Source organism: Ferruginibacter sp., from assembly GCF_031391665.1.
Lineage (GTDB): Bacteria > Bacteroidota > Bacteroidia > Chitinophagales > Chitinophagaceae > Ferruginibacter.
Genome location: NZ_JANMUN010000001.1, coordinates 21,883 through 41,665, shown reverse-complemented (window position 1 = coordinate 41,665; position 19,783 = coordinate 21,883). Strand labels below are relative to the sequence as shown.

Below are 19,783 nucleotides of genomic sequence, written 5' to 3'. Positions count from 1 at the left end.
TTTTAATACCATTACCACATCACCAACAAAAGGATGTGTTATGTTAGATGTAACACTAACATTGGTAATTGTAGCATTTGCAGGAATACCTGCTACTGCAATTATATTTGTTGCTGCTGTAGCCGGAGGTGCAGGGAAAGCGCCTTCTGGTATGGGAACATTAATTGCTCCTGAGCTAAATGTGGCTGTGCCAGGTACTGGTGGAGCAGAAGAACCTGCAGTAATTAGTGTACCGTTAGTACCCGCAATTCCACCGCAAACAGGCGTACCCGGAGTAATAGCTATTACAGGTAAATCATTAACTGTTAGAATAGCTCCGCTTGAATTAGCAGAAGGAGGACAAATACCACTAACTACACAACGGTAACGATAGCCGTTAAAGGACGATGGTGCAGCTATTACTGTTAAAGTATTAGTTGTTACACCAGAATATTGTGCACCATTACTAATATTAGTATAGAGACCACCGCCGTTGGTACTTACCTGCCATTGGTAGGTAATACCAGCACCAGAACCTGTAATACTAAAGACAGCGTTACTTAAACCACAAACCGTAATATTAGAAGGGGGAGTGGTTACAGCCGGTAACTGGTTTACATTTATAGTTATTGCTCCTGTGGTTTGACAGCCATTCGGTGCAGTTCCCATAACAGTATAAGTAGTAGTACTCATTGGTGAAGCAGCAACTGGATTATTTGTTATTGAGCTTAAACCTGCAGCCGGGCTCCATAAGAAGGTATAGCCAACCGGAGGGCCTGCGGGTACACTATAGTTAACAGAAATTCCCCAGCTCGTTATAGTGCCTATATCACCACCTGCAAGATCTCTTGCACCCAATACCCATGTACCATTAAGATTAGTGGTATTGTAAAGAGGCGCAAATGTAGTTGCAGTTGGAGTAAAGCCTGCCGGAGCTGGTGCTGCCAAGTTTCCATCAGGAGCAAAAGTTCCAGTAAATGGTGGAGCACTTGGTGCGCCAAGAGAAACTGTGCCAGTTGAGCTGATAGTTGTGTTTACAAAATTATCTCCACTACCACCTCTTTGATTTACAAGGTTCAGCACCTGGTTATTTGGCGACTTTAAAAATATAGTAAGATCGCTGTCCCAGGTATGGCTGATATTGAAGTTTACACTGGCACCAGTTCCTACAGCAGTTGCAGGTATACCAGTAACATTTAAAGGTGTAGATATACCTGTAGCATTTGCATCAGTTATTATAACAGCAATAGGCCCTGAATTAACCGTTGCAGTGCCAGAAGTTGGTGCACCAATAACAGTTAACAAAGTTGGATCGCCTGCGCAAAGCGGAGTACTTGGTGCTGCCGAAATTGTAATAGGTGCAACTACTGTTGGTGAAACTGTAACAGTAGGTGTACCTGTATTACCTGTACCTACGCAAGTACAATTATCTTCGGCAACTACAGAAACTAAATTGTAAGTAGTAGTTGCAGCAGGTGTAACTGGAATATTAGCACCACTTACATACCCTGTAATTGTTCTAGGAAAACCCGGGGTTGCGGGAACAGCACCGATAACTACTTTGTAAGTAGGAGAGCTGCCACCGGTAATATCAACTTTTAAGTTAACTGTAGAACCTGTACAGGTAGTTGGATTTATCTGAGTAAAACTGGTATAAACTGCATTATCAATACCAATAAAATCAGAATTAGCCCCTGCCGGACCACCATTTGTTACAAAATATCGGAATGCTAAACGGCCGGAAATACCGGCTGCTGGTAAACCAGACATGGTAACATTAAATTGCGTCCATGCAGTCGGATATCCTGTACCGGTTAAATTCGGGTTGATATCTAATAACAAAGTAGCAAAATCACCAACAGTTGTTTCATTAGTCCCAACATTTACACTGGCACCGCTTGTACTCATTCTTAACTGTAATCTGTCAGGAAATGTGCCAGTAGTTGTTCTGGTATAGAATGAAAACCTGTCTCCATTTTTTAAAGTAGTAGTTGGTGCAAATAACCAGTTACTGATTGTACCAGTACCGGTTGTATTATTAAAATTAGCAGAAATTTTTCCAGCTCCGCTCTGGGGTGGAAACACTGTAGAATTTGTTTGTGCCCAGCCTGTCAAACCAACTGGGTTGCTTAGGTTTTGAACATTCCAGCCTGCAGGAGGTATAGTACCATCAAATTGCTCATTTATAAGATTTACCGGCGGACCTGCTATTTGCGCCTGGCTTAAAACAGATGATGTTGGCGAAGTACATGATGGTGGCGGCGTACAATTAATGCCACTAACCACTAAGCTGTAGCTGTCACATGCCGTAGCTACCTGGGCACCGTTAACTACAATTACTACTGTAGCATTTGCTGCAAGCGTAAAATTATAAGTTACTGCGCCAGAACCTACAAGAGAACTTAATCCACCATCGGCAATATAGTTTGTGCATAAATTAGCAGGATTAAAACTGCCTAAATAAGCTACAGAAAAAACATCACCTGTAGTTCCATTAGCATTGTAGGTAACAGTTACACACTGGCTTGAACAAGTTTGGTTGGTAAAAGTATAAGTATCATAATAAAAAGGTCCGGTTCCAAAAGGCCCGGGGCAAACTTTAGTAGAACCGCAAACAGAAGCTACGCCATCACGGAAAAAACGGCCGTTGTTTAATGTTAAATCTGTTGAAGCCAATGAACCACTAAACGTACAAACATCAGTTAAACCATTTGGGACTGGGGTAGAATTGGTTGCCTGAATCCTTTGAGTTAATCCGGGATTTTTGGCAAATTTCTCTGCAATTTGCTTGTTAATTGCAGATACATCCGAAGCCTCAACTGCTCCCATTGCAGCAGCTGTTGATAATCTTTTTGCTGCAGGCCTTTCCTGTACAACTGTTTTTTGATTTGCCGGAACTGCCGGTCGCTCTGTAGGAAAGCCTTTTTTGGCACTGGCGGGTTTTGATAAAGACCCCTCCTGCCCAAAAGAGGCTTTAAAAGAAATGCTCAAAACAAGAATCGAAAGAAACGTTTTGAGCAAAAACACTTTAAAGTCTTTTAGTGTAGTTGTTTTTTGCATAAAAAATGTTTTAGTTTGTTTGTGTACATTGCATACACCTGGATAGACTAGTCTCGGGAATTAAGCAGTGCAGTTCAGGTAGTACAGAACTAAAGGTAATAACTTTAACTTAAAATTGTATAAATTTCATTCTGTTTTTTACAAAAACATTTATGAATGAAGCTTTTGGTTAACAAATGTGTTAACAACTTTTCTTAAAATCAGAATTAATGGTTGAAAAATCAGTGACTACTGAAGAGATTGTAATAATAATTGATTAAAATTTTGTAGAGAAGATATTTTAAGATCTGCAGCATTCCATTTTAGTTCTTTAGCGCTGCGGGGGGCAGGCACAACCACACACTTCATTCTGGCCGCTTTTGCTGCAATAATTCCATTAAATGAATCTTCAAAACAAATGCATTCAGTTGGGGCCGAGTTAAGTTCCTTTGCACAATTTAAATAAACCTCGGGGTGTGGCTTACCGTATTGCAGGCTTGCAGCAGATGAAATGGCATGCAGGTGATTTCGGATTTGTAATAAATTAATAGCCACATCAATTAAATTTAAAGGAGATGATGAGGCTAATCCAATTTTAAAATTTTTTTCAATAAAAAAATTAAAAATATGCGATAAGCCTGGCATAGGCTTGCCTTTTTTTAAAACCAATTCAATAACTTTTTCTGTAATCTCTTTTTCAATAAGCTCAGCATCTGTTAGCGGAATTTTAAAATAATCAAACCACCAGCTGATAAACTCTTTGGTACGTAAGCCAGTGGTAGTGGCATATTGCTGAGGAGTTAACTTAATTCCATACCCCATAAATATTTCTGTAGCTGCTTCGTCCCAAAGTGGTTCAGAATCTATCAGTAATCCATCCATATCAAAAATTACAGTTGTAAGTTGCATAACTGCAAATATATTAACTTCATAGTGTGATTGATTTTACAGATGACAATTTTATATTTGAAAACACAATTATAAATTGCATTGTTGTCGGGAATAATTTTGTTTTATGAAAAGATGGCTTGCTAATTTAAAAGAATCAAAAATTATTAAGGGAGCAGTGTATGCTATAGTGGGATTATTTTCGTACCCCGGATTAAATATAATTAACCGCCTCGAAATTAAAGGGATGGAAAATCTCCAAAACCTGCCTAAACAAAATGTACTTTTTGTAAGTAATCATCAAACTTACTTTGCAGATGTAATAACTTTTTTACACATTTTTTGTGCAGTAAGCTGGCGTAAAAAAAATAAACTGGGGGTTCCTTATTATTTACTGTGGCCTTTTACCAGAGTTAAATATGTTGCAGCAGAAGAAACCATGAAAAGCGATTGGTTAAGTAAATTATTCAGTCTTGCAGGAGCTATAACAGTAAAGCGTACATGGCGTGCAAACGGGCAGGAGGTTAGACGTGGACTCGATGCGTCGGATACACGAAAAATTGAAAGTGCTTTGCAAAAAAACTGGGTAATAACTTTTCCGCAGGGTACTACAAAACCTTTTGCACCCGGCAGAAAAGGAACAGCTTTTATTATTAAACAACACCAGCCAATAGTTATACCGGTTGTTATAAATGGTTACTGGCGTGCCTTTAATAAAAAGGGGTTAAAGTTTAAAAAGAAAGGCTCTTTATTATCGGTGACTTTTAAGGAGCCACTGCAAATTGATTACAACGACACCACCGAAAATATTTTAGCTGTTGTAATGGACGCCATTGAACAAAGCAAAAAATTTATGCTGAAAGGCAAACATCATTTAATGAATGCTATCGATAAATAAATTAATCTTTTGTAAACAAAGCTTTTAATTCATCAGCATCCTGTGCTTTCATTTTTCCGCCCAGTACCAAACGTAATTGTCTTCTTCTTAATGCGCCTTCAAAAAGTTTCTTTTCTTCTTCTGTTTCCGGTATAAGTTGATTTACTTTTCGGGGTTTGCCATTGGGGTCTAAAGAAACAAAAGTGTAATACGCTTCGTTACTTTTATATTTATATTGCTGAATGGCATCTTCGCCCCACACATTCATATGTACTTCCATACTGCTGTTAAAAGACCGGGTAACTTTTGCTTCAATATGTACCACATTGCCAATTTTAATAGGGCTTTCAAAAGAAATATTATCAACAGATGCTGTTACTACTGGCGCACTGCAATGCTTCATTGCAGCTAATGCTGCGGCAATATCCATCCAGTACATTAACCTGCCACCCATTAAATTTCCAAAATTATTAGTGTCGTTGGGCAGCACCAATTCCGTCATTACCACTGTTGATTCGCTTGCTTTTTTCTCCATGTATTTTTTTGTAAAGATAGGCTGATTTATAAAAGCTGATAGCATTACAAATATTTTTCGCATCTTTTCCAGTATGCGGAAAAGGAAGGATAATAATCCGTTACCTCCGGAAATAAAGTTTCATACTCTTCCACAGTGCCGTGGTAATGTAAAAATGCAGGATGTGATTTAAAAATTAATTTTCCTTCCTTAACCATTGCTGCCAGTTCATCAAATTCGCCAACGAAAATTTGAATGTCATTAATATTTTTTGCTAAGTCGATAAAAAATTTCAACACTTTCTCGCTCACGGGAAATTTTTTAAAGTGAGAAGGCTCCAGTAATAAAATTCTATTTACATTTTTTTCAGCATGCCATAATGGATCCAGATTATAGGAGTTGTAAACCAGTGTGGGCAAATCTCTGTTTACAACAGGTAATGCTGTTTCCGGCAATTCCATTTGAGGAACAAAATTATTTTTTTTCGATAGCGCTTTAGGTATTTCTATTGTTACCAGTTTTTCGTATGAAGTATCTAAAAAAGTATTTTGCTGATAATTTTTACTATACTTATTTATATTTTCCTGGTTACAGTAATATTTTTTTGAGGAGAAGGTTGCGGCTACCCATTGCCAGCTTAAACTGTTACTGGCTAAATCACCATCTAATAAATGATAGTACATCCATTGAGAAGGAAGTAACCAATGTGCTTTACCAATATTGCAGCTAATGGACGCAATATACATTCTAAAATGATTGTGGATGTAGCCTGTGCTGTATAGTAATTCAATACTTTTATCAATAGCAATAATTCCGGTAGCACCATTTTCAACAGCCGCTATCATTTGGCGGTGGGCAGTATCTGTTTGCTCATGTTTTAAATCAGTGAATATTTTATCGCCGGCATTTTGCCATATTCTTTGCCAGTATTCTCTCCATGCCAGCTCCTGCAATAATTTTACTGCCCGGCAAGCAATATGTGTTTTTAAAATTTGTGCTTTTACCTGCGGCAAACTAATTACTCCTCTTGAAATATACGGCGATAAATAAGTTACCGACCCGTCAAGAAAATTTCTTGTGGCGGCATATTTATCGGGATTAATATTTTCCAGAGTTTCAATTATTTTTTTATAACTGGTAGAAAAATTCATTTTATCTTTTAGATATTTTATTGTGAGTGATGGTTTTTTGCATAGTGCATCTAAACCGGTTTACCCCATCACTGCGGAGGGCTGTATGTTTAGTAACTCTGCCATGCGTCCGTTTACGCCACATTTTAAAACTGCCGGCTTTCATTTCTTTTCTCATCAATGCAATCACATCTTTTTCTTTTAAACCAAATTGTATTTCTATGGCTTCAAAAGTTGTACGGTCTTCCCATGCCATTTCAATTATGCGGTCAATATCATTATCTTTTAAAATAATAGCGTTCATTACTTATTTATTTTTTCTGCATCTTTCGCTGCAGTATTTTACTTCGTTCCAAGCTTTTGCCCATTTTTTGCGCCAGCTGAAAGGCCTGTTGCAGGTAATGCAAATTTTAACCGGCAAATCTGTTTTCTTTTTTGTCACAGGCTTTTTAAATATTTTTCTGCTGTATTAATATGTGCCTGTTGTTTTTGTGCCGGCATCTTATCAAATATTTTTACCAGCATGCCTAATCTCGGGTTACTTAAAAAGAAATTTCGGTGTACATGCATAAAGCGCCAGAATAAACCATCCCAAATTGTTGTCCAATCCCCTTTTTCGTAATCGCTCATTTTTAATAAATAATTGCTCCCGCTTATGTAAGGTTTAGTAGTCATTAAGCCGCCATCTGCAAATTGTGTCATTCCATATACATTAGGTACCATTACCCAATCATATGAATCAATAAACAATTCCATAAACCACCGGTACACCTCATCGGGATCAAACTCACAAAGCAGCATAAAATTTCCCAATACCATCAATCTTTCTATATGATGACAATAACCTGTTTGTAACACTTTTTTTACAACATTATCAATGGGCAAAATGCCGGTATCACCCTTCCAGAAAGCTTCAGGTATTTTGCGGTTAAACCCCCAGTAATTCTTTGTACGTTGTATGCTGCCTTCTCTTTCATACACAATGCGAATAAATTCACGCCAACCTATTATTTGCCTTATAAAACCTTCCAGCGAATTGAGGGGGACATTGTATTTTGCTGCTGCGGTAATGGCTTTTGAAATAATCTGGCCTGGTTCCAGCAATCCAATATTTAACATGGGGCTGATTACAGCATGATGTAAAAAATGTTCTTTAGCCACAATAGCATCTTCATAAAGACCAAATTTTTCAAAGCGTTCTTTAAAAAAATCATCCAGCCATTTTTCTGCAGTGGCAAAATCTGTTGGATAAATAAATTTTTCGATAGAACCATAATTATCTGCAAAATTTTTAGCCACATATAATTTTGCTTCTTCAACAAATTTATTTTCTTTCACAAAACTTATTACAGGAGCTTTTTGTTTTACAGGAAACTTCATGCGGTTATCTGCATCATAAGTCCATTGTCCGCCTTCGGGACCACCAGATGCGTCTAATAAAATATTTCTTTTTTTGCGTTGCTCTGTATAAAATCCTGTTTGAAAATAAGTTTTCTTTTTATCGAAGTAAGTTTTTACATCAGGCAGTGTATTTAAAAAATTTGGTGTGTTGTATTCGGTCAGGTTTATTTTATTTTTTTTGCAGGCAGAAACTATTCTTTTCTTCAGCCAGTTATCCGCAACATCTGCAAAATGAATGGTAGTAATTTTTTGTTGGTGGAGGTTTGCAATTAAACATCTCACATCACTTAATTCATTTACAGCATCAATGTATTCAATGGTTATTTTTTTATGGATAAGATAATCAGCATACAATTTCATAGAAGCCCGGTGCAGCACTAATTTTTGCTGGTGAAATTTATATTTATTAAAAAACAGGGTTTCCTCTATTAAATAAATTTTATTGCCCGTAAGTATGGCAGGATGATTTTTAAAAAGCTGGTGTGGAAATATAAGCGTTACTGCCTTCATAATAATTTGAAGAATTTAAACAAAATGAAAGCTGTTTTGTTTAGTTTTTTAAAAATACTTAATTATGGAAAGTTTAAAAGGAAAGAATATTTTATTAGTTGGTGCTACAGGTGGCATTGGTTCTAAAACCGCAAAACTCCTTGCTAATAGTGGCGCCATACTTTTTTTGGCTGCCAGAAATGAAGAGAAACTTAACCAGGTGGCGAGAGATTGCGGTATCGAAAAGGAAAAAACATTTGTTTTAGATATTTCTCAGATACAGGCGGTAAATGAATTGAAAGAAAAATATTTTCAGCAATTATCTGCTATTGATATTTTAATAAATGCCGCAGGCATCGGTATAATTAAAACTATGGATACACTTGACGAAACAGATTTTTTGCGTTCCTTGAATTATAATTTATATGCCCCATTTTTATTGGTAAAAGCTTTTTTACCTGCAATGAAAACAGTAAAAAAAGGGTTGATCATAAATATTCCCGGTGTGTTGGGCAAAGTGCCTATGGCAGGTGCAGCCGCTTACAGCGCAAGCAAATATGGATTGGTGGGTATGATGCAAAGCATACGGGAAGAATTAAAAAGAACTGATATACGCATTACCAATTTATTTTTAGGAGGTGTTGACTCTCCTTTTTGGGATACGATTGATTTAAAGGTGCAACGGGATAAGATGGTGCAGGCAGAAGAAGCCGCCAAAGCAATTTGGTTTTTATGCCAGCAGCCTGCAAGTGGTGTAGTTAGCGAAATGGTACTGCAGCCATTTAATCACCAGGCAATATAATTTTCAAAAATGCGGTTTTTTTTATAAGTACGTTGTGTTATAATTTTAAATGTGTTGTTTTATTTGGCAGTTCGTTTTCAATATTCGAATTTCGAACATTGAATTGTAAATTATGAGCGAACAAAATAGTACCATCTCTTTCGAAAATACAGCAATTGCTTTTGCACATAAAAGTAATGGCGAACTTAAAAAAGCCCATTTTCTTTTTTCCTCAATGGGCAAACCATGGCTGGTAAATTTAGGTTTAAAAATTACGCCTGTAGCTATTAAATTGCATTTGCCCTTTACAAAAACGGTTATCCGTAAAACAATTTTTCAGCAATTTGTTGGTGGCGAAACTTTGGAAGAAACTGCAAAAGTGGCTGATAAATTAGAAGCATATAATGTAAAAGTAATTTTAGATTATGGCGTAGAAGGAAAAGAAGGCGAAGAAAATTTTAACCATGCTCGGGATGAATTTATTAAAGTGATTGACTATGCAGCTACACAAGCCAATATTCCTTTTATCAGTATTAAAGTGACGGGTTTTGCAAGATTTTCTTTATTAGAAAAAATAGATGCATCCATGCATTCATTAGAAGGTACTTTAATGAAAAGGTATCTAAGGGCAGTAATGTTACTGTCCACAGACGAAAAAAAGGAATGGCACCTTGTTCGCTTAAGAATGTTGCATGTGTGCGCCGAAGCAGATAAAAAAAACATTGGTGTACTGGTTGATGCAGAAGAAACCTGGATACAGGATCCAGTAGACGCACTTACACTTTTAATGATTGATACTTTTAACAAAAGAAAAGCTGTAGTGTTTAATACCCTGCAATTATACAGGCACGACAGGTTACAATTTTTAAAAGACTCTTACACTGCTGCCGTAGAAAGAAATTTTATTTTAGGAGCAAAATTAGTAAGAGGTGCTTATATGGATAAAGAAAGGGCCCGTGCTGCTGCTATGAATTATCCATCACCTATACAACCCAACAAGGAAGCCTGCGACAAAGATTATAATGAAGCGGTGGCATTTTGTATTGACCATCTCGATAAAATTTTTGTAATTGTTGCATCGCATAACGAATACAGCAATTTATACACTACACAATTGCTTGATAAAAAACACTTACCGCATAATCATCCGCATGTACATTTTTCGCAATTGTATGGCATGAGCGATAATATTACTTTTAATCTTGCAAAGTCAGGTTGTTCAGTTAGTAAATACTTACCCTTTGGCCCAATAAAAGATGTAATTCCGTATTTAATGCGCCGGGCACAGGAAAACAGTTCTGTTGCAGGCCAAACAGGGCGTGAGCTTAATTTGATTACAAAAGAAATGGAGAGACGTAGTAATTCTACTATACAGGGCTAGTATAAATACGATTTGTTTAAAACAAGCTATTAATGGTTTACCTTTGATTTGGAAACTAACTGTAACAAATTTGCGATTAATATTAACTGTCTGCTTAAATTTTTTGCTATCTGTATTAATGGCACAGGTAAAAAGTTTGCCTGCCGTAAAAATTACTCAACCCATAAAAATTGATGGAGAGTTAAATGACGAAGCCTGGAAAAATGTAGGTGCTGTTGGAGATTTTATAACTTACTTTCCTGAACCCGGCAAACCATCACGCCGCAAAACTTTTATTAAAATAACTTATGATAATGAAGCTGTTTATGTGGGGGCTTACATGTATGATAATGCCGAAGATATACGTAAGCAGGTTACTGCCAGAGATGTATTGAGGGATGTGGATTATGTAACTGTGGGTTTTGATACTTATCACGACAGGCAAAATGCTTTTATTTTCATTGTTTCTGCTGCAGGTGTACAAGCCGATGCAAAAGAATCTAATGGTGGCGTTGGAGCTACAGGGTTCGACAGAACATGGAATGCAGTATGGGAGAGCAGTGTTAGTATTAAAAAAGACGGATGGGTTGCGGAAATGAAAATTCCTTTTAGCGCTATCAGGTTTAGTAAAAGTAAAGAACAGGACTGGGGTATAAACTTTGCCCGCTTTTGCCGTAAAGAAAATGAGAACAGTATCTGGAGTCCGCAGGATCCTAAAATAAATGGTGATGTTAACCAATGGGGCGATTGGATGGGGCTAAAAAATATAAGCCCGCCATTTCGTTTATCTTTTTTACCTTATGTTTCCGGCGGCGTTAGGGTTTCGCCTACCGCAAAAGGTAATGTGTCAGAAGTTTTAAAAAGTGGCGGTATGGATGTTAAGTATGGCATTAACGAAAGCTTTACTTTAGACATGACCCTGATACCGGATTTTGCACAGGTGCAAAGTGATAACGTGTATTTAAACCTCTCCCAATTTGAAATTAAGTTTGAAGATTTTCGTCCATTTTTTACAGAAGGTACCGAGCTGTTTAACAAAGCAGGCTTATTTTATTCCCGTCGTATTGGGGCTGCACCGGGTGGGGTAAATTCAGTTTTAAACAAGTATGGTAACGATACTAGTTACCACATAGATAAAAACCCGGGCATTACCAGGTTGTACAATGCCACAAAATTTTCGGGTCGTAACAGAGATAACCTGGGTATAGGAATATTTAATGCAGTATCTGTACCCATGTATGCAAAAATTACAGATCTTAGAAATGGCAGAGATTCCAGCATTTTAACTGAAGCACTCACCAATTATAATATTGTTGTTTTAGACCAGGTTTTAAAAAACAGGTCATCTATCAGTTTTACCAATACCAATGTTTTACGCAAAGGCAATAATAGAAATGGTAATGTAAGCAGTGTGGATTTATCTTTATTTGATAAAAAAAATACGTACAATTTTGGCCTGGCCGGAAAATTTAGTACAGTATGGGGAAATAACATTACCAAAAACGGTTTTAAAGGCGTTACAAGTTTTGGAAAAATAAGCGGCCTGGTTAGGTACAATGGTTTGCTTAATGTAGAGAGTGATACTTACGACCCTAACGATTTAGGTTTTTTACTTAACAATAATAAAATTGAATACTCGGGCGGATTAAGTTATAATATATTGAAGCCCACCAAAAAATTTATCAATCAAATTTACAGCACAACGTTTAGAAATGCTTACTTGTACAAACCATTTAACTGGACGGGTTTTACTGTTGGTGCAAGTGCTCTTTTGGTATTTAAAAACTTTTGGGATGTAACTTTTCAATTTCAAAGCAAGCCACTTTGGAGCAACGATTATTTTGTTAACTCCAGCAGATATAACGGTTATTTTTTAAAGAGAACACCATTTTATTATTTTGGTATTAATGGAAGTACCGACAGCCGGAAAAAATTATATTTTACTTACCTTCTAGGTGCTGCAGAATCTCCTTTACCAAAAGATCCGTACTGGACCTCGAGTGCTTCATTGCAATACAGGGCAAGCACGAAATTTTTAGTAACAGCCAGCATGGCGATAGAGCAGGACAGGGGCAGCTGGGGCTGGGCATTTATGAATAATGCTAATGGCTCTCCGGTAATTTCCCGCCGTAATTTAAAAACCAACACGGGCATTGTAAGTGCACAATATAATTTTACAAAGCGTATGAACTGGACGGTGAGGCTGCGCCATTACTGGTCGGCATTAAACAATACCAATTTTTATAATTTAAAGAGCGATGGTTACTGGGATGAAATACCTTTCATACAAAATAAAAATTTAAGCCTCAATACCTTTAATGTAGATATGTTTTATACCTGGGATTTTTTACTGGGCAGCAGGATAACTTTATCGTGGAAAAACGCATTGGGCAATAACGTTAATATCAATCCTTACAACAACTTAACCTATCTCAAAAATTTTAGCCAATCAGTTAGCAATCCACACAGCAACGAAGTAAATTTAAAAATTGTTTATTTTTTAGATTACCTGAACCTAAAAAATAAAAAGTAAACAATAAATTGCTATTAGCTTTGAAATAATTTATAAACCACTTAACTTGGTAAAAATTATTTTATATGAATGAAGAAACTACCAAAGATTTATTAACTTATGATGAGCAGGGTAAAGCAAAATTACCGTCAGGCTTAAATGTGCTTACTATTTTAACTTTTATTGGCTGTGGGGTTTTTGGATTATTTACTTTACTGTTACCGGTGATATACAAATTTTCACTGGGCATGATGGAGAAAGCAACCAGTTCAGGTCAAGATATTTCTGCTAAAGATTTGGCAGAAATGGAAAAAGGGAAAGCAGCAATAGAGTTAGCACAAGCAAATATGGTTCCTCTTATTGCAATTGGAATGGTGGGTATTATATTATGTTTTGTTGGGGCTTTGTGGATGCGTAAGCTTAAAAAAGATGGTTACTGGATATATGTTGCCGGTGAGCTGGCGCCATTATTAGGAAGTGTATTAATTATGGGAACAGCTCAATTTACAGGTATCGGCAGTGTTTTAATGGCAGTGGGATTTCCAGTACTTTTTGTTATTCTCTACACCATGCAGCGAAAATATCTTACCAAATAAAATAAAAAAACCGGAGCATTAAACTCCGGTTTTTTTATTGAGATATTTTGAGAGTGTAAATCTTTACCACGCCTTACTCTTTACACCATTCAATAATTTTATAAAATACAAATGCTTGTTTTCAAAATAATCAGGCTTTGTATTTTCTTTTTTTAGCAGTACCGGCCTAAAATTATAATCGCAGAATACTTTAAAAGATTTATCATTAATACGGTTAATAAAATCATCCGGATATTTTGTAAGCAGTTTGGTAAACATATAAGTTGTTTCAAAGCCTTTAAAAACCATATCCCCCGGTTTAATTTTATATTTTTTTAAATAAACACTGGTCAGCATTTTACTGTAACTGTCCCATTTGTTATTAAAATATGGCGAAGTAAAGTAAACAGGAAAGCCATCAAAATCATTCTTTTTTTGTAAAGATGCAAACCCATCCCAGTTGGGCATGCCAATTAAAGTAATGGGATAAGTTTCAAATAAATTATAACAGGCTGTTGCAAGGCCAGTGGCAAAACTTTCATCAAGGCTGCCTCCAATAATTACAGATTGCCGGTTACTGTCTAATTTATTTTTTAAAATATCCGAAGAGAAAGTGCTGTCGGTATTCAGCTGTTGTATATTCAATAAAGCTTTACCGTCCTGTTCATTAAGCGTTTTGAAATATGCAGCTACCTTGTCTTCCTGTTGGCCTTTTTTTCTGCATAAATAAATTATGTCTGTGCCATGACTTTGTAACAGGTAGCTGTAAATAGCTTCGCAATGTGCTTTAAGGGTAGAGTTAATAATAACAGTAAAAGGGTTTGCTGTTATGCCACCATCGTTAGGGTAAGTTGCAGAAATAAAAGGAATGTTTTTTAACAAAGCAAAATCGGCCAGTTGCTTATAATCCATATCTCTAACCGAACCAATTATTAAATCAAGACTGTCTAATTTTTTGTTATTAATAAGATAAACGATGTTTTTGGTATAAGATTTAGAATCATAAATAAAAGCTTCTACATTTTCTTTACCCATTTTCATGGAGTCTAAAGCAATTTGGGCCCCTTGTATAAATTCAACAGAAGGCGCAATAAATTTTGGAACACCCTGCGTATATCGTAAAGTGTTATTGCTGAAAATAGAATCTAAATAAAGCGGTGCAAAAATTGCCACACGGTACGTGGGCATTTTTTTGATAGTATCAATCTGAGCGGTTGCCTTAAAAGCAAAAGCGAATGACGTTAAAATAATTACTCCAGCTATAAATTTCTTACCCATAAAAAATATTCTAAATCTTAAATTCAAACTTTAAACTAAACTCTAAACCTCTAAACGACTAAACCTCTAAACCCTAATTACAAATTCCCCATTCCTTAAAATCACTCCCATTCAATAGTTGCCGGAGGTTTACTGCTAATATCATACACCACACGGTTTATTCCTCTTACGTTGTTAATTATTTCATTGGATATATCGGCTAAAAATTCATACGGTAAATGTGCCCAGTCTGCTGTCATTCCATCAACCGAAGTTACTGCTCTTAATGCCACAGTAAATTCATACGTTCTTTCATCACCCATTACGCCTACACTCTTTACCGGTAGTAAGATAGTACCCGCCTGCCAAACCGTTGCATACAAATTATATTTCTTCAATCCATTTATATAGATAGCATCTGCCTCTTGCAATAACCGTACCTTTTCCTCAGTAACTTCTCCCAAAATTCTTATACCCAAACCCGGCCCGGGAAAAGGGTGACGGTTAATCATTTGTTGTGGTATCCCAAGTTCTGTACCAACTCTTCTTACTTCATCTTTAAATAAAGAACGTAATGGTTCTACCAGTTCTAATTTCATGGTGTCGGGCAATCCTCCAACATTGTGGTGGCTTTTTATTGTTGCCGATGGCCCATGTACCGAAAGCGATTCAATTACATCCGGATAAATAGTGCCCTGTCCCAATAATTCCACACCCTCAATTTTATGTGCTTCCTGGTCAAAAATTTCAATAAACCCTCCGCCAATAGCTTTTCGTTTTTCTTCCGGGTCAATTTTACCGGCAAGTTTGGTGTAAAAATGTTCCCTTGCATTAATGCCTTTTACATTAATGCCCAACTCTGCATAAATTTCCAGCACTTCTTCAAATTCATTTTTACGCAATACGCCATTATCAACAAAAATGCCATACAGGTTTTCGCCAATGGCACGGTGTATCAATGTTGCAGCAACGGTACTGTCCACTCCGCCACTTAATGCCATAATTACTTTTCTGTTACCAATTTGTTTTTTAAGTGCTGCAACGGTATCGGTAATAAAATGTTCGGGTGTCCAGTTTTGGGTGCACCCACAAATGTTTACTAAAAAATTCTTTATAATTATTTTGCCTTCGGCAGAATGGTATACTTCCGGATGAAACTGTAAGCCGTAAAGCGGCTTATCATTATTTATATTTTTTTGTTTCTCACCTTCGCTAATATCTTCGCTGGTTCCCCCTTCAGGGGGCGGAGGGGGCTGTGTTTGTTTAAAAGCAGCTACAGGAATACTTTCGGTAGTACCTAATAATTCAAATCCATCGGGTAATACTTTAATCGTATCGCTGTGGCTCATCCATACTTGCGATGTTGCCGATACATTTTGTAATAAACTGTCTTCCTTTGTTTTTGTAAAGATGGCACGGCCATATTCTCTTTTTTCGCTTTTATCAACCCTGCCACCAAATAATTTTGCTGTAAGCTGGGCGCCATAGCAAATACCCAGTACCGGCACTTTTTCCACCATTGCTTTTACATCAACCACCAATGCTTTTTCTTCATTAACCGAAAAAGGCGAACCTCCCAAAATAATACCTTTTAGTTCCGACCCGTAAATTATTGTTTTATTGTAAGGCACAATTTCGCAGTAAACATTGGCTTCCCTAACTGTACGGGCAATTAACTGGGTGTATTGTGATCCAAAATCGAGAATAAGAATTTTTTCTGTCATAGAGTTGCGAAGGTAAATAATTAGTTGAATGGTATAGGAATTAGACTGGCAGGTTTTTATATTTGCTTAAAAATATTTAACCATGAAACAACTATTAGTAATTCTATCCGCTTTTTTACTGTTAAACTCCTGCGATTACACCACAGGCAGCGGCAACGTAATAACCGAAACAAGAAATGTTGGGGATTTTAACAGCATTTCTGCCAGCAGCTCATTTGATGTAGAAGTAAAAATTGGGCCTGTTGCCGAAGTAAGGGTTGAGGCCGATGATAATATAATGGAACATATTGTTACTAAAGTATCGGGAAATGAATTGAGGATAAAAATAGAGGGCATGCACAGTTTAAATAATGTACACATGAAGGTATTTATCACCACGCCATCATTGATACGTATTAACGCAGATGAATCTGCAACCGTAAAAGTATTAGATGTATTGAAGGGTGCAGGGAAGCTTAGTTTTACGGCAACCAGTTCCGCAGATATTGAGGCAGAGGTTGATGCGCCTGAAGTGGAGGCTGAAGCTAACAGTTCCGGGTCGGTTACTTTGAGTGGTAAAACAAAAAATTACAAAGCACAGGTTTCCAGCAGTGGCGATATAAAATCGGCCGGGCTTTTAAGCGAAAATGCAGATGTGGAAGCCAGCAGCAGCGGCAGTGCCGATGTATATGCAAGCGTAACACTTAATGCCGATGCCAGCAGCAGTGGCAGTATAGATTACCACGGCGGCGCAGCTGTAAAACAATCGGTAAGCAGCAGCGGTAGTGTGGAGAAAAAAGAATGAAAATAGATTAATTCCCCAATTAGTGCGCTAAAGATAGCCAGCGAAATGTACCTTTTTTAACCCACATTTCGCTGGCTATCTTTTTTTATCTTAACAGAGGCAATGGTGGAACGAAGGTTAAAACAGTAATGAAATATGCTGTGTAATTAAACATTCAAATATAAAAGGTTTGGACCTTTATATAGAAAGTATGTTATTTCTTTCGGTTTTTTATCCCCAAAAATCCAACCAATCAAAAAAAACTTCCCTTATTACTTTGCTATTACAAATACAGCCCTTACCTTTGCACTCCAAATTAAAAAAACGGTAATTCTAAAGTTCTTTAAATATGTCACAGAGAATCAGAATCAAACTACAGTCTTACGATCATAACCTGGTTGATAAATCAGCTGAAAAGATTGTAAAAACTGTTCGCAGTACAGGTGCAGTAGTAACAGGACCAATTCCTTTACTTACACACAAGAAAATTTTTACTGTATTGCGTGCCCCTCACGTTAATAAAAAGGCACGTGAGCAGTTTCAACTGTGTACACATAAACGTTTATTAGATATTTACACCAGCAGCAGCCGTACGGTAGATGCTTTAAGTAAGTTAGACTTACCAAGTGGTGTGGATGTTGAGATCAAAGCATAATGAACTTCTCCGCACTGTCATACTGAGCACAGTCGAAGTAGCGGAGAAAGCATACGCTAAGTTCTTAAAAAAGAAAAAAATATTGAACATCTAACTCCTTTGTCAGGCTGAGCTTGTCGAAGTCTAAAAGGGAGCGCTGGATAAAAAAAAGATACAATGAAAAGTATTATTGGAAAGAAAATTGGCATGACCAGTATCTTCGACACCACAGGTAAACAAACTGCGGTTACCATTATAGAAGCTGGTCCATGCGTTGTTACGCAAAAGAAAACCGTTGAAACAGATGGTTATAATGCTCTCCAAATAGCATTCGGCGATAAAAAAGAAAAGCACTCCTTAAAGTCAGAAACCGGGCACTTTGCCAAAGCCCAAACATCTCCTAAAAAATTCGTTCAGGAAATACGCAATAGCGAAATAGATAAAGCAGTAGGTGAAACTATTACTGTGGATATTTTTGCCGAAGGTGATGCCATCGAAGTTGTTGGTACCACAAAAGGTAAGGGTTTTCAGGGTGTGGTTAAGCGTCACGGCTTTAGTGGTGTGGGTGGTCAGTCTCACGGTCAGCACGACAGGTCAAGAGCTCCCGGTTCTATCGGTAACTCATCTGACGCCAGCCGTGTATTTAAAGGCATGCGCATGGGTGGCCGTATGGGGCAGGACAGAGTGACTATGAAAGGATTGAAAGTAGTAAAGATATTCGCTGAAAAGAATTACATATTAGTTAGCGGTTCAGTACCGGGCCATAATGGTTCAATTGTTTTAATTCAAAAATAAGCAACCGGCCGCTGGCCAATAAAAATAAGTACAATGCAAGTAGACGTTTTAAATATAGAAGGAAAAAAGACTGGAAGAACAGTTGAGTTACCGGAAGAGATTTTTGGTATCGAACCCAACGACCACGTTATTTATCTTGCCGTAAAGCAATACCAGGGTGCACAGCGTCAGGGTACGCACAAGGTAAAAACACGTATGGAAGTTAAAGGTTCTTCTAAAAAATTACACAAGCAAAAAGGTACTGGTGGTGCCCGTAAAGGTAACCTGCGTAACCCTTTGTATAAAGGTGGTGGTAGCATTTTTGGTCCAAAGCCACACAAGTATGATATCAAATTGAATCAGAAAGTAAAGACTTTGGCTAAAATGAGTGCTTTGGCTTATAAAGCAAAAGACAACGCCATTTTTGTGATAGAAGATATGAAAATGGATACTCCAAAAACAAGTGTTTTTACTTCAATGATGAAGAACCTGGGAGTTAACGGAAAAAAATCTTTGTTTGTAATACCTGAAGATAATTACAATTTGTATTTGAGCCTTAGGAATGTGGCTAATGTAAATGGTACATTAATAAGAGACATTAATACTTACGACATAATTAATGCTAACGTGTTAGTGTTAACCGAAAATGCAGCAAAAGTATTTACAGCAGAAGAAGCAGAAGCATAAGCCCCTATCCCCTAAGGGGGGAAAAGGAGAGTAATAAAAAAATAAAATATCATCTTCCCAAAACCTTTTATGGATAGGGACAAAATTAAAAGACAATGAACCCGTCTGACATTTTAATAAAGCCGATTTTATCTGAAAAAGCTAACAAGCAAACAGAAAAACAAAACCGTTACTCTTTTGTAGTGGACAAAAAGGCTAATAAACTGGAAATTAAAAAAGCTGTAGAATTATTTTATGGTGTGCAGGTTAGCAATGTTAATACTATTGTAGTGCCATCAAAAGCTAAAGCAAAATATACAAAAGCCGGATTTATAGTTGGCCGTAAGCCTTCTAAAAAGAAAGCAATTGTAACTGTTGCAGAAGGTGAAACAATTGACCTTTACGGCAGCGGCATTTAGC

The 19,783-nt window shown here is 37.0% G+C and carries 19 protein-coding genes; 10 read left to right on the top strand and 9 right to left on the bottom strand.

Going from position 1 to position 19,783, the window contains the following annotated elements; all coding sequences use genetic code 11:
• The coding region (locus tag ACY651_RS00225) for a choice-of-anchor J domain-containing protein (RefSeq protein WP_462248480.1) at nucleotides 1-3,039 on the bottom strand (3,039 nt) is incomplete at its 3' end.
• Between the two features lie 228 nt (nucleotides 3,040-3,267).
• Complete coding sequence (gene hxpB, locus ACY651_RS00220; RefSeq protein ID WP_462248478.1) at nucleotides 3,268-3,927, bottom strand: hexitol phosphatase HxpB; 660 nt, start codon at nucleotides 3,925-3,927, stop codon at nucleotides 3,268-3,270.
• Nucleotides 3,928-4,033: 106 nt separating this feature from the next.
• On the opposite strand from hxpB, the gene ACY651_RS00215 reads away from it, so the two are divergent.
• On the top strand, nucleotides 4,034-4,804 hold the full coding sequence (locus ACY651_RS00215; RefSeq protein ID WP_462248476.1) for a lysophospholipid acyltransferase family protein: 771 nt from the start codon (nucleotides 4,034-4,036) through the stop codon (nucleotides 4,802-4,804).
• 1 nt (nucleotide 4,805) lies between these two features.
• Here ACY651_RS00215 and ACY651_RS00210 read toward each other — a convergent pair whose 3' ends face one another.
• From ACY651_RS00210 to ACY651_RS00190, 5 genes are read right to left on the bottom strand one after another with little or no spacing between them, the layout of a single operon-like run.
• Entirely contained in the window at nucleotides 4,806-5,363 is a 558-nt protein-coding gene (locus ACY651_RS00210; protein WP_462248474.1) for an acyl-CoA thioesterase, read from the bottom strand.
• Entirely contained in the window at nucleotides 5,363-6,448 is a 1,086-nt protein-coding gene (locus tag ACY651_RS00205; RefSeq protein ID WP_462248472.1) for an FAD-binding domain-containing protein, read from the bottom strand. The genes ACY651_RS00210 and ACY651_RS00205 overlap by 1 nt, the downstream gene beginning before the upstream one ends.
• A gap of 1 nt (nucleotide 6,449) precedes the next feature.
• Nucleotides 6,450-6,731, bottom strand: coding sequence for a TIGR03643 family protein (locus ACY651_RS00200; protein WP_462248470.1), 282 nt, complete (start codon nucleotides 6,729-6,731; stop codon nucleotides 6,450-6,452).
• A 3-nt stretch (nucleotides 6,732-6,734) separates the two neighbouring features.
• The gene (locus tag ACY651_RS00195) at nucleotides 6,735-6,869 is read right to left on the bottom strand and encodes a DUF2256 domain-containing protein (RefSeq protein WP_462248467.1); all 135 of its coding nucleotides are present in this window, start codon (nucleotides 6,867-6,869) and stop codon (nucleotides 6,735-6,737) included.
• Nucleotides 6,866-8,338, bottom strand: coding sequence for a cryptochrome/photolyase family protein (locus ACY651_RS00190; RefSeq protein ID WP_462248465.1), 1,473 nt, complete (start codon nucleotides 8,336-8,338; stop codon nucleotides 6,866-6,868). The genes ACY651_RS00195 and ACY651_RS00190 overlap by 4 nt, the downstream gene beginning before the upstream one ends.
• 64 nt (nucleotides 8,339-8,402) lie before the next feature.
• Here ACY651_RS00190 and ACY651_RS00185 point away from each other — a divergent pair, with 64 nt between their 5' ends.
• The 4 genes from ACY651_RS00185 (at nucleotide 8,403) to ACY651_RS00170 (ending at nucleotide 13,566) form a co-directional block, all read left to right on the top strand.
• Nucleotides 8,403-9,119, top strand: coding sequence for an SDR family oxidoreductase (locus tag ACY651_RS00185; RefSeq protein ID WP_462248461.1), 717 nt, complete (start codon nucleotides 8,403-8,405; stop codon nucleotides 9,117-9,119).
• A gap of 112 nt (nucleotides 9,120-9,231) precedes the next feature.
• Nucleotides 9,232-10,479, top strand: coding sequence for a proline dehydrogenase family protein (locus ACY651_RS00180; RefSeq protein WP_462248455.1), 1,248 nt, complete (start codon nucleotides 9,232-9,234; stop codon nucleotides 10,477-10,479).
• Nucleotides 10,480-10,582: 103 nt separating this feature from the next.
• Nucleotides 10,583-12,991: a DUF5916 domain-containing protein gene (locus ACY651_RS00175; RefSeq protein ID WP_462248453.1), complete on the top strand. Its 2,409-nt coding sequence runs from the start codon at nucleotides 10,583-10,585 to the stop codon at nucleotides 12,989-12,991.
• Nucleotides 12,992-13,056: 65 nt separating this feature from the next.
• A complete protein-coding gene (locus ACY651_RS00170; RefSeq protein ID WP_462248451.1) occupies nucleotides 13,057-13,566 on the top strand; it encodes a hypothetical protein in 510 nt (169 codons plus the stop codon).
• Between the two features lie 63 nt (nucleotides 13,567-13,629).
• On the opposite strand, the gene ACY651_RS00165 is transcribed toward ACY651_RS00170, so the two are convergent.
• Nucleotides 13,630-14,823 carry a hypothetical protein gene (locus ACY651_RS00165; RefSeq protein ID WP_462248449.1) on the bottom strand — a complete coding sequence of 398 codons (1,194 nt, stop codon included), beginning with the start codon at nucleotides 14,821-14,823 and terminating at the stop codon, nucleotides 13,630-13,632.
• Between the two features lie 101 nt (nucleotides 14,824-14,924).
• Nucleotides 14,925-16,526 carry a glutamine-hydrolyzing GMP synthase gene (guaA, locus tag ACY651_RS00160; protein WP_462248447.1) on the bottom strand — a complete coding sequence of 534 codons (1,602 nt, stop codon included), beginning with the start codon at nucleotides 16,524-16,526 and terminating at the stop codon, nucleotides 14,925-14,927.
• An 82-nt stretch (nucleotides 16,527-16,608) separates the two neighbouring features.
• On the opposite strand from guaA, the gene ACY651_RS00155 reads away from it, so the two are divergent.
• The 5 genes from ACY651_RS00155 (at nucleotide 16,609) to rplW (ending at nucleotide 19,782) form a co-directional block, all read left to right on the top strand.
• On the top strand, nucleotides 16,609-17,310 hold the full coding sequence (locus tag ACY651_RS00155; protein WP_462248445.1) for a head GIN domain-containing protein: 702 nt from the start codon (nucleotides 16,609-16,611) through the stop codon (nucleotides 17,308-17,310).
• Nucleotides 17,311-17,638: 328 nt separating this feature from the next.
• Entirely contained in the window at nucleotides 17,639-17,944 is a 306-nt protein-coding gene (rpsJ, locus tag ACY651_RS00150) for a 30S ribosomal protein S10 (RefSeq protein WP_462248443.1), read from the top strand.
• Nucleotides 17,945-18,100: 156 nt separating this feature from the next.
• Nucleotides 18,101-18,718, top strand: coding sequence for a 50S ribosomal protein L3 (rplC, locus tag ACY651_RS00145; protein ID WP_462219444.1), 618 nt, complete (start codon nucleotides 18,101-18,103; stop codon nucleotides 18,716-18,718).
• 33 nt (nucleotides 18,719-18,751) lie between these two features.
• Nucleotides 18,752-19,384, top strand: coding sequence for a 50S ribosomal protein L4 (gene rplD, locus ACY651_RS00140; protein ID WP_462248441.1), 633 nt, complete (start codon nucleotides 18,752-18,754; stop codon nucleotides 19,382-19,384).
• 95 nt (nucleotides 19,385-19,479) lie between these two features.
• Nucleotides 19,480-19,782: a 50S ribosomal protein L23 gene (rplW, locus tag ACY651_RS00135; protein WP_462219442.1), complete on the top strand. Its 303-nt coding sequence runs from the start codon at nucleotides 19,480-19,482 to the stop codon at nucleotides 19,780-19,782.
• Nucleotide 19,783: the final 1 nt, after the last annotated feature.

Excerpts from the sequence above, each read along its gene's own strand:
- ACY651_RS00200 (WP_462248470.1), bottom strand. The coding sequence starts at position 6,731 with ATGAACGCTATTATTTTAAAAGATAATGATATTGACCGCATAATTGAA.
- ACY651_RS00190 (WP_462248465.1), bottom strand. The coding sequence starts at position 8,338 with ATGAAGGCAGTAACGCTTATATTTCCACACCAGCTTTTTAAAAATCAT.
- ACY651_RS00180 (WP_462248455.1), top strand. The coding sequence starts at position 9,232 with ATGAGCGAACAAAATAGTACCATCTCTTTCGAAAATACAGCAATTGCT.
- guaA (WP_462248447.1), bottom strand. The coding sequence starts at position 16,526 with ATGACAGAAAAAATTCTTATTCTCGATTTTGGATCACAATACACCCAG.
- ACY651_RS00165 (WP_462248449.1), bottom strand. The coding sequence starts at position 14,823 with ATGGGTAAGAAATTTATAGCTGGAGTAATTATTTTAACGTCATTCGCT.
- rplW (WP_462219442.1), top strand. The coding sequence starts at position 19,480 with ATGAACCCGTCTGACATTTTAATAAAGCCGATTTTATCTGAAAAAGCT.
- rplC (WP_462219444.1), top strand. The coding sequence starts at position 18,101 with ATGAAAAGTATTATTGGAAAGAAAATTGGCATGACCAGTATCTTCGAC.
- hxpB (WP_462248478.1), bottom strand. The coding sequence starts at position 3,927 with ATGCAACTTACAACTGTAATTTTTGATATGGATGGATTACTGATAGAT.
- ACY651_RS00185 (WP_462248461.1), top strand. The coding sequence starts at position 8,403 with ATGGAAAGTTTAAAAGGAAAGAATATTTTATTAGTTGGTGCTACAGGT.
- ACY651_RS00205 (WP_462248472.1), bottom strand. The coding sequence starts at position 6,448 with ATGAATTTTTCTACCAGTTATAAAAAAATAATTGAAACTCTGGAAAAT.
- ACY651_RS00215 (WP_462248476.1), top strand. The coding sequence starts at position 4,034 with ATGAAAAGATGGCTTGCTAATTTAAAAGAATCAAAAATTATTAAGGGA.
- ACY651_RS00155 (WP_462248445.1), top strand. The coding sequence starts at position 16,609 with ATGAAACAACTATTAGTAATTCTATCCGCTTTTTTACTGTTAAACTCC.
- ACY651_RS00170 (WP_462248451.1), top strand. The coding sequence starts at position 13,057 with ATGAATGAAGAAACTACCAAAGATTTATTAACTTATGATGAGCAGGGT.
- rpsJ (WP_462248443.1), top strand. The coding sequence starts at position 17,639 with ATGTCACAGAGAATCAGAATCAAACTACAGTCTTACGATCATAACCTG.
- rplD (WP_462248441.1), top strand. The coding sequence starts at position 18,752 with ATGCAAGTAGACGTTTTAAATATAGAAGGAAAAAAGACTGGAAGAACA.
- ACY651_RS00210 (WP_462248474.1), bottom strand. The coding sequence starts at position 5,363 with ATGCTATCAGCTTTTATAAATCAGCCTATCTTTACAAAAAAATACATG.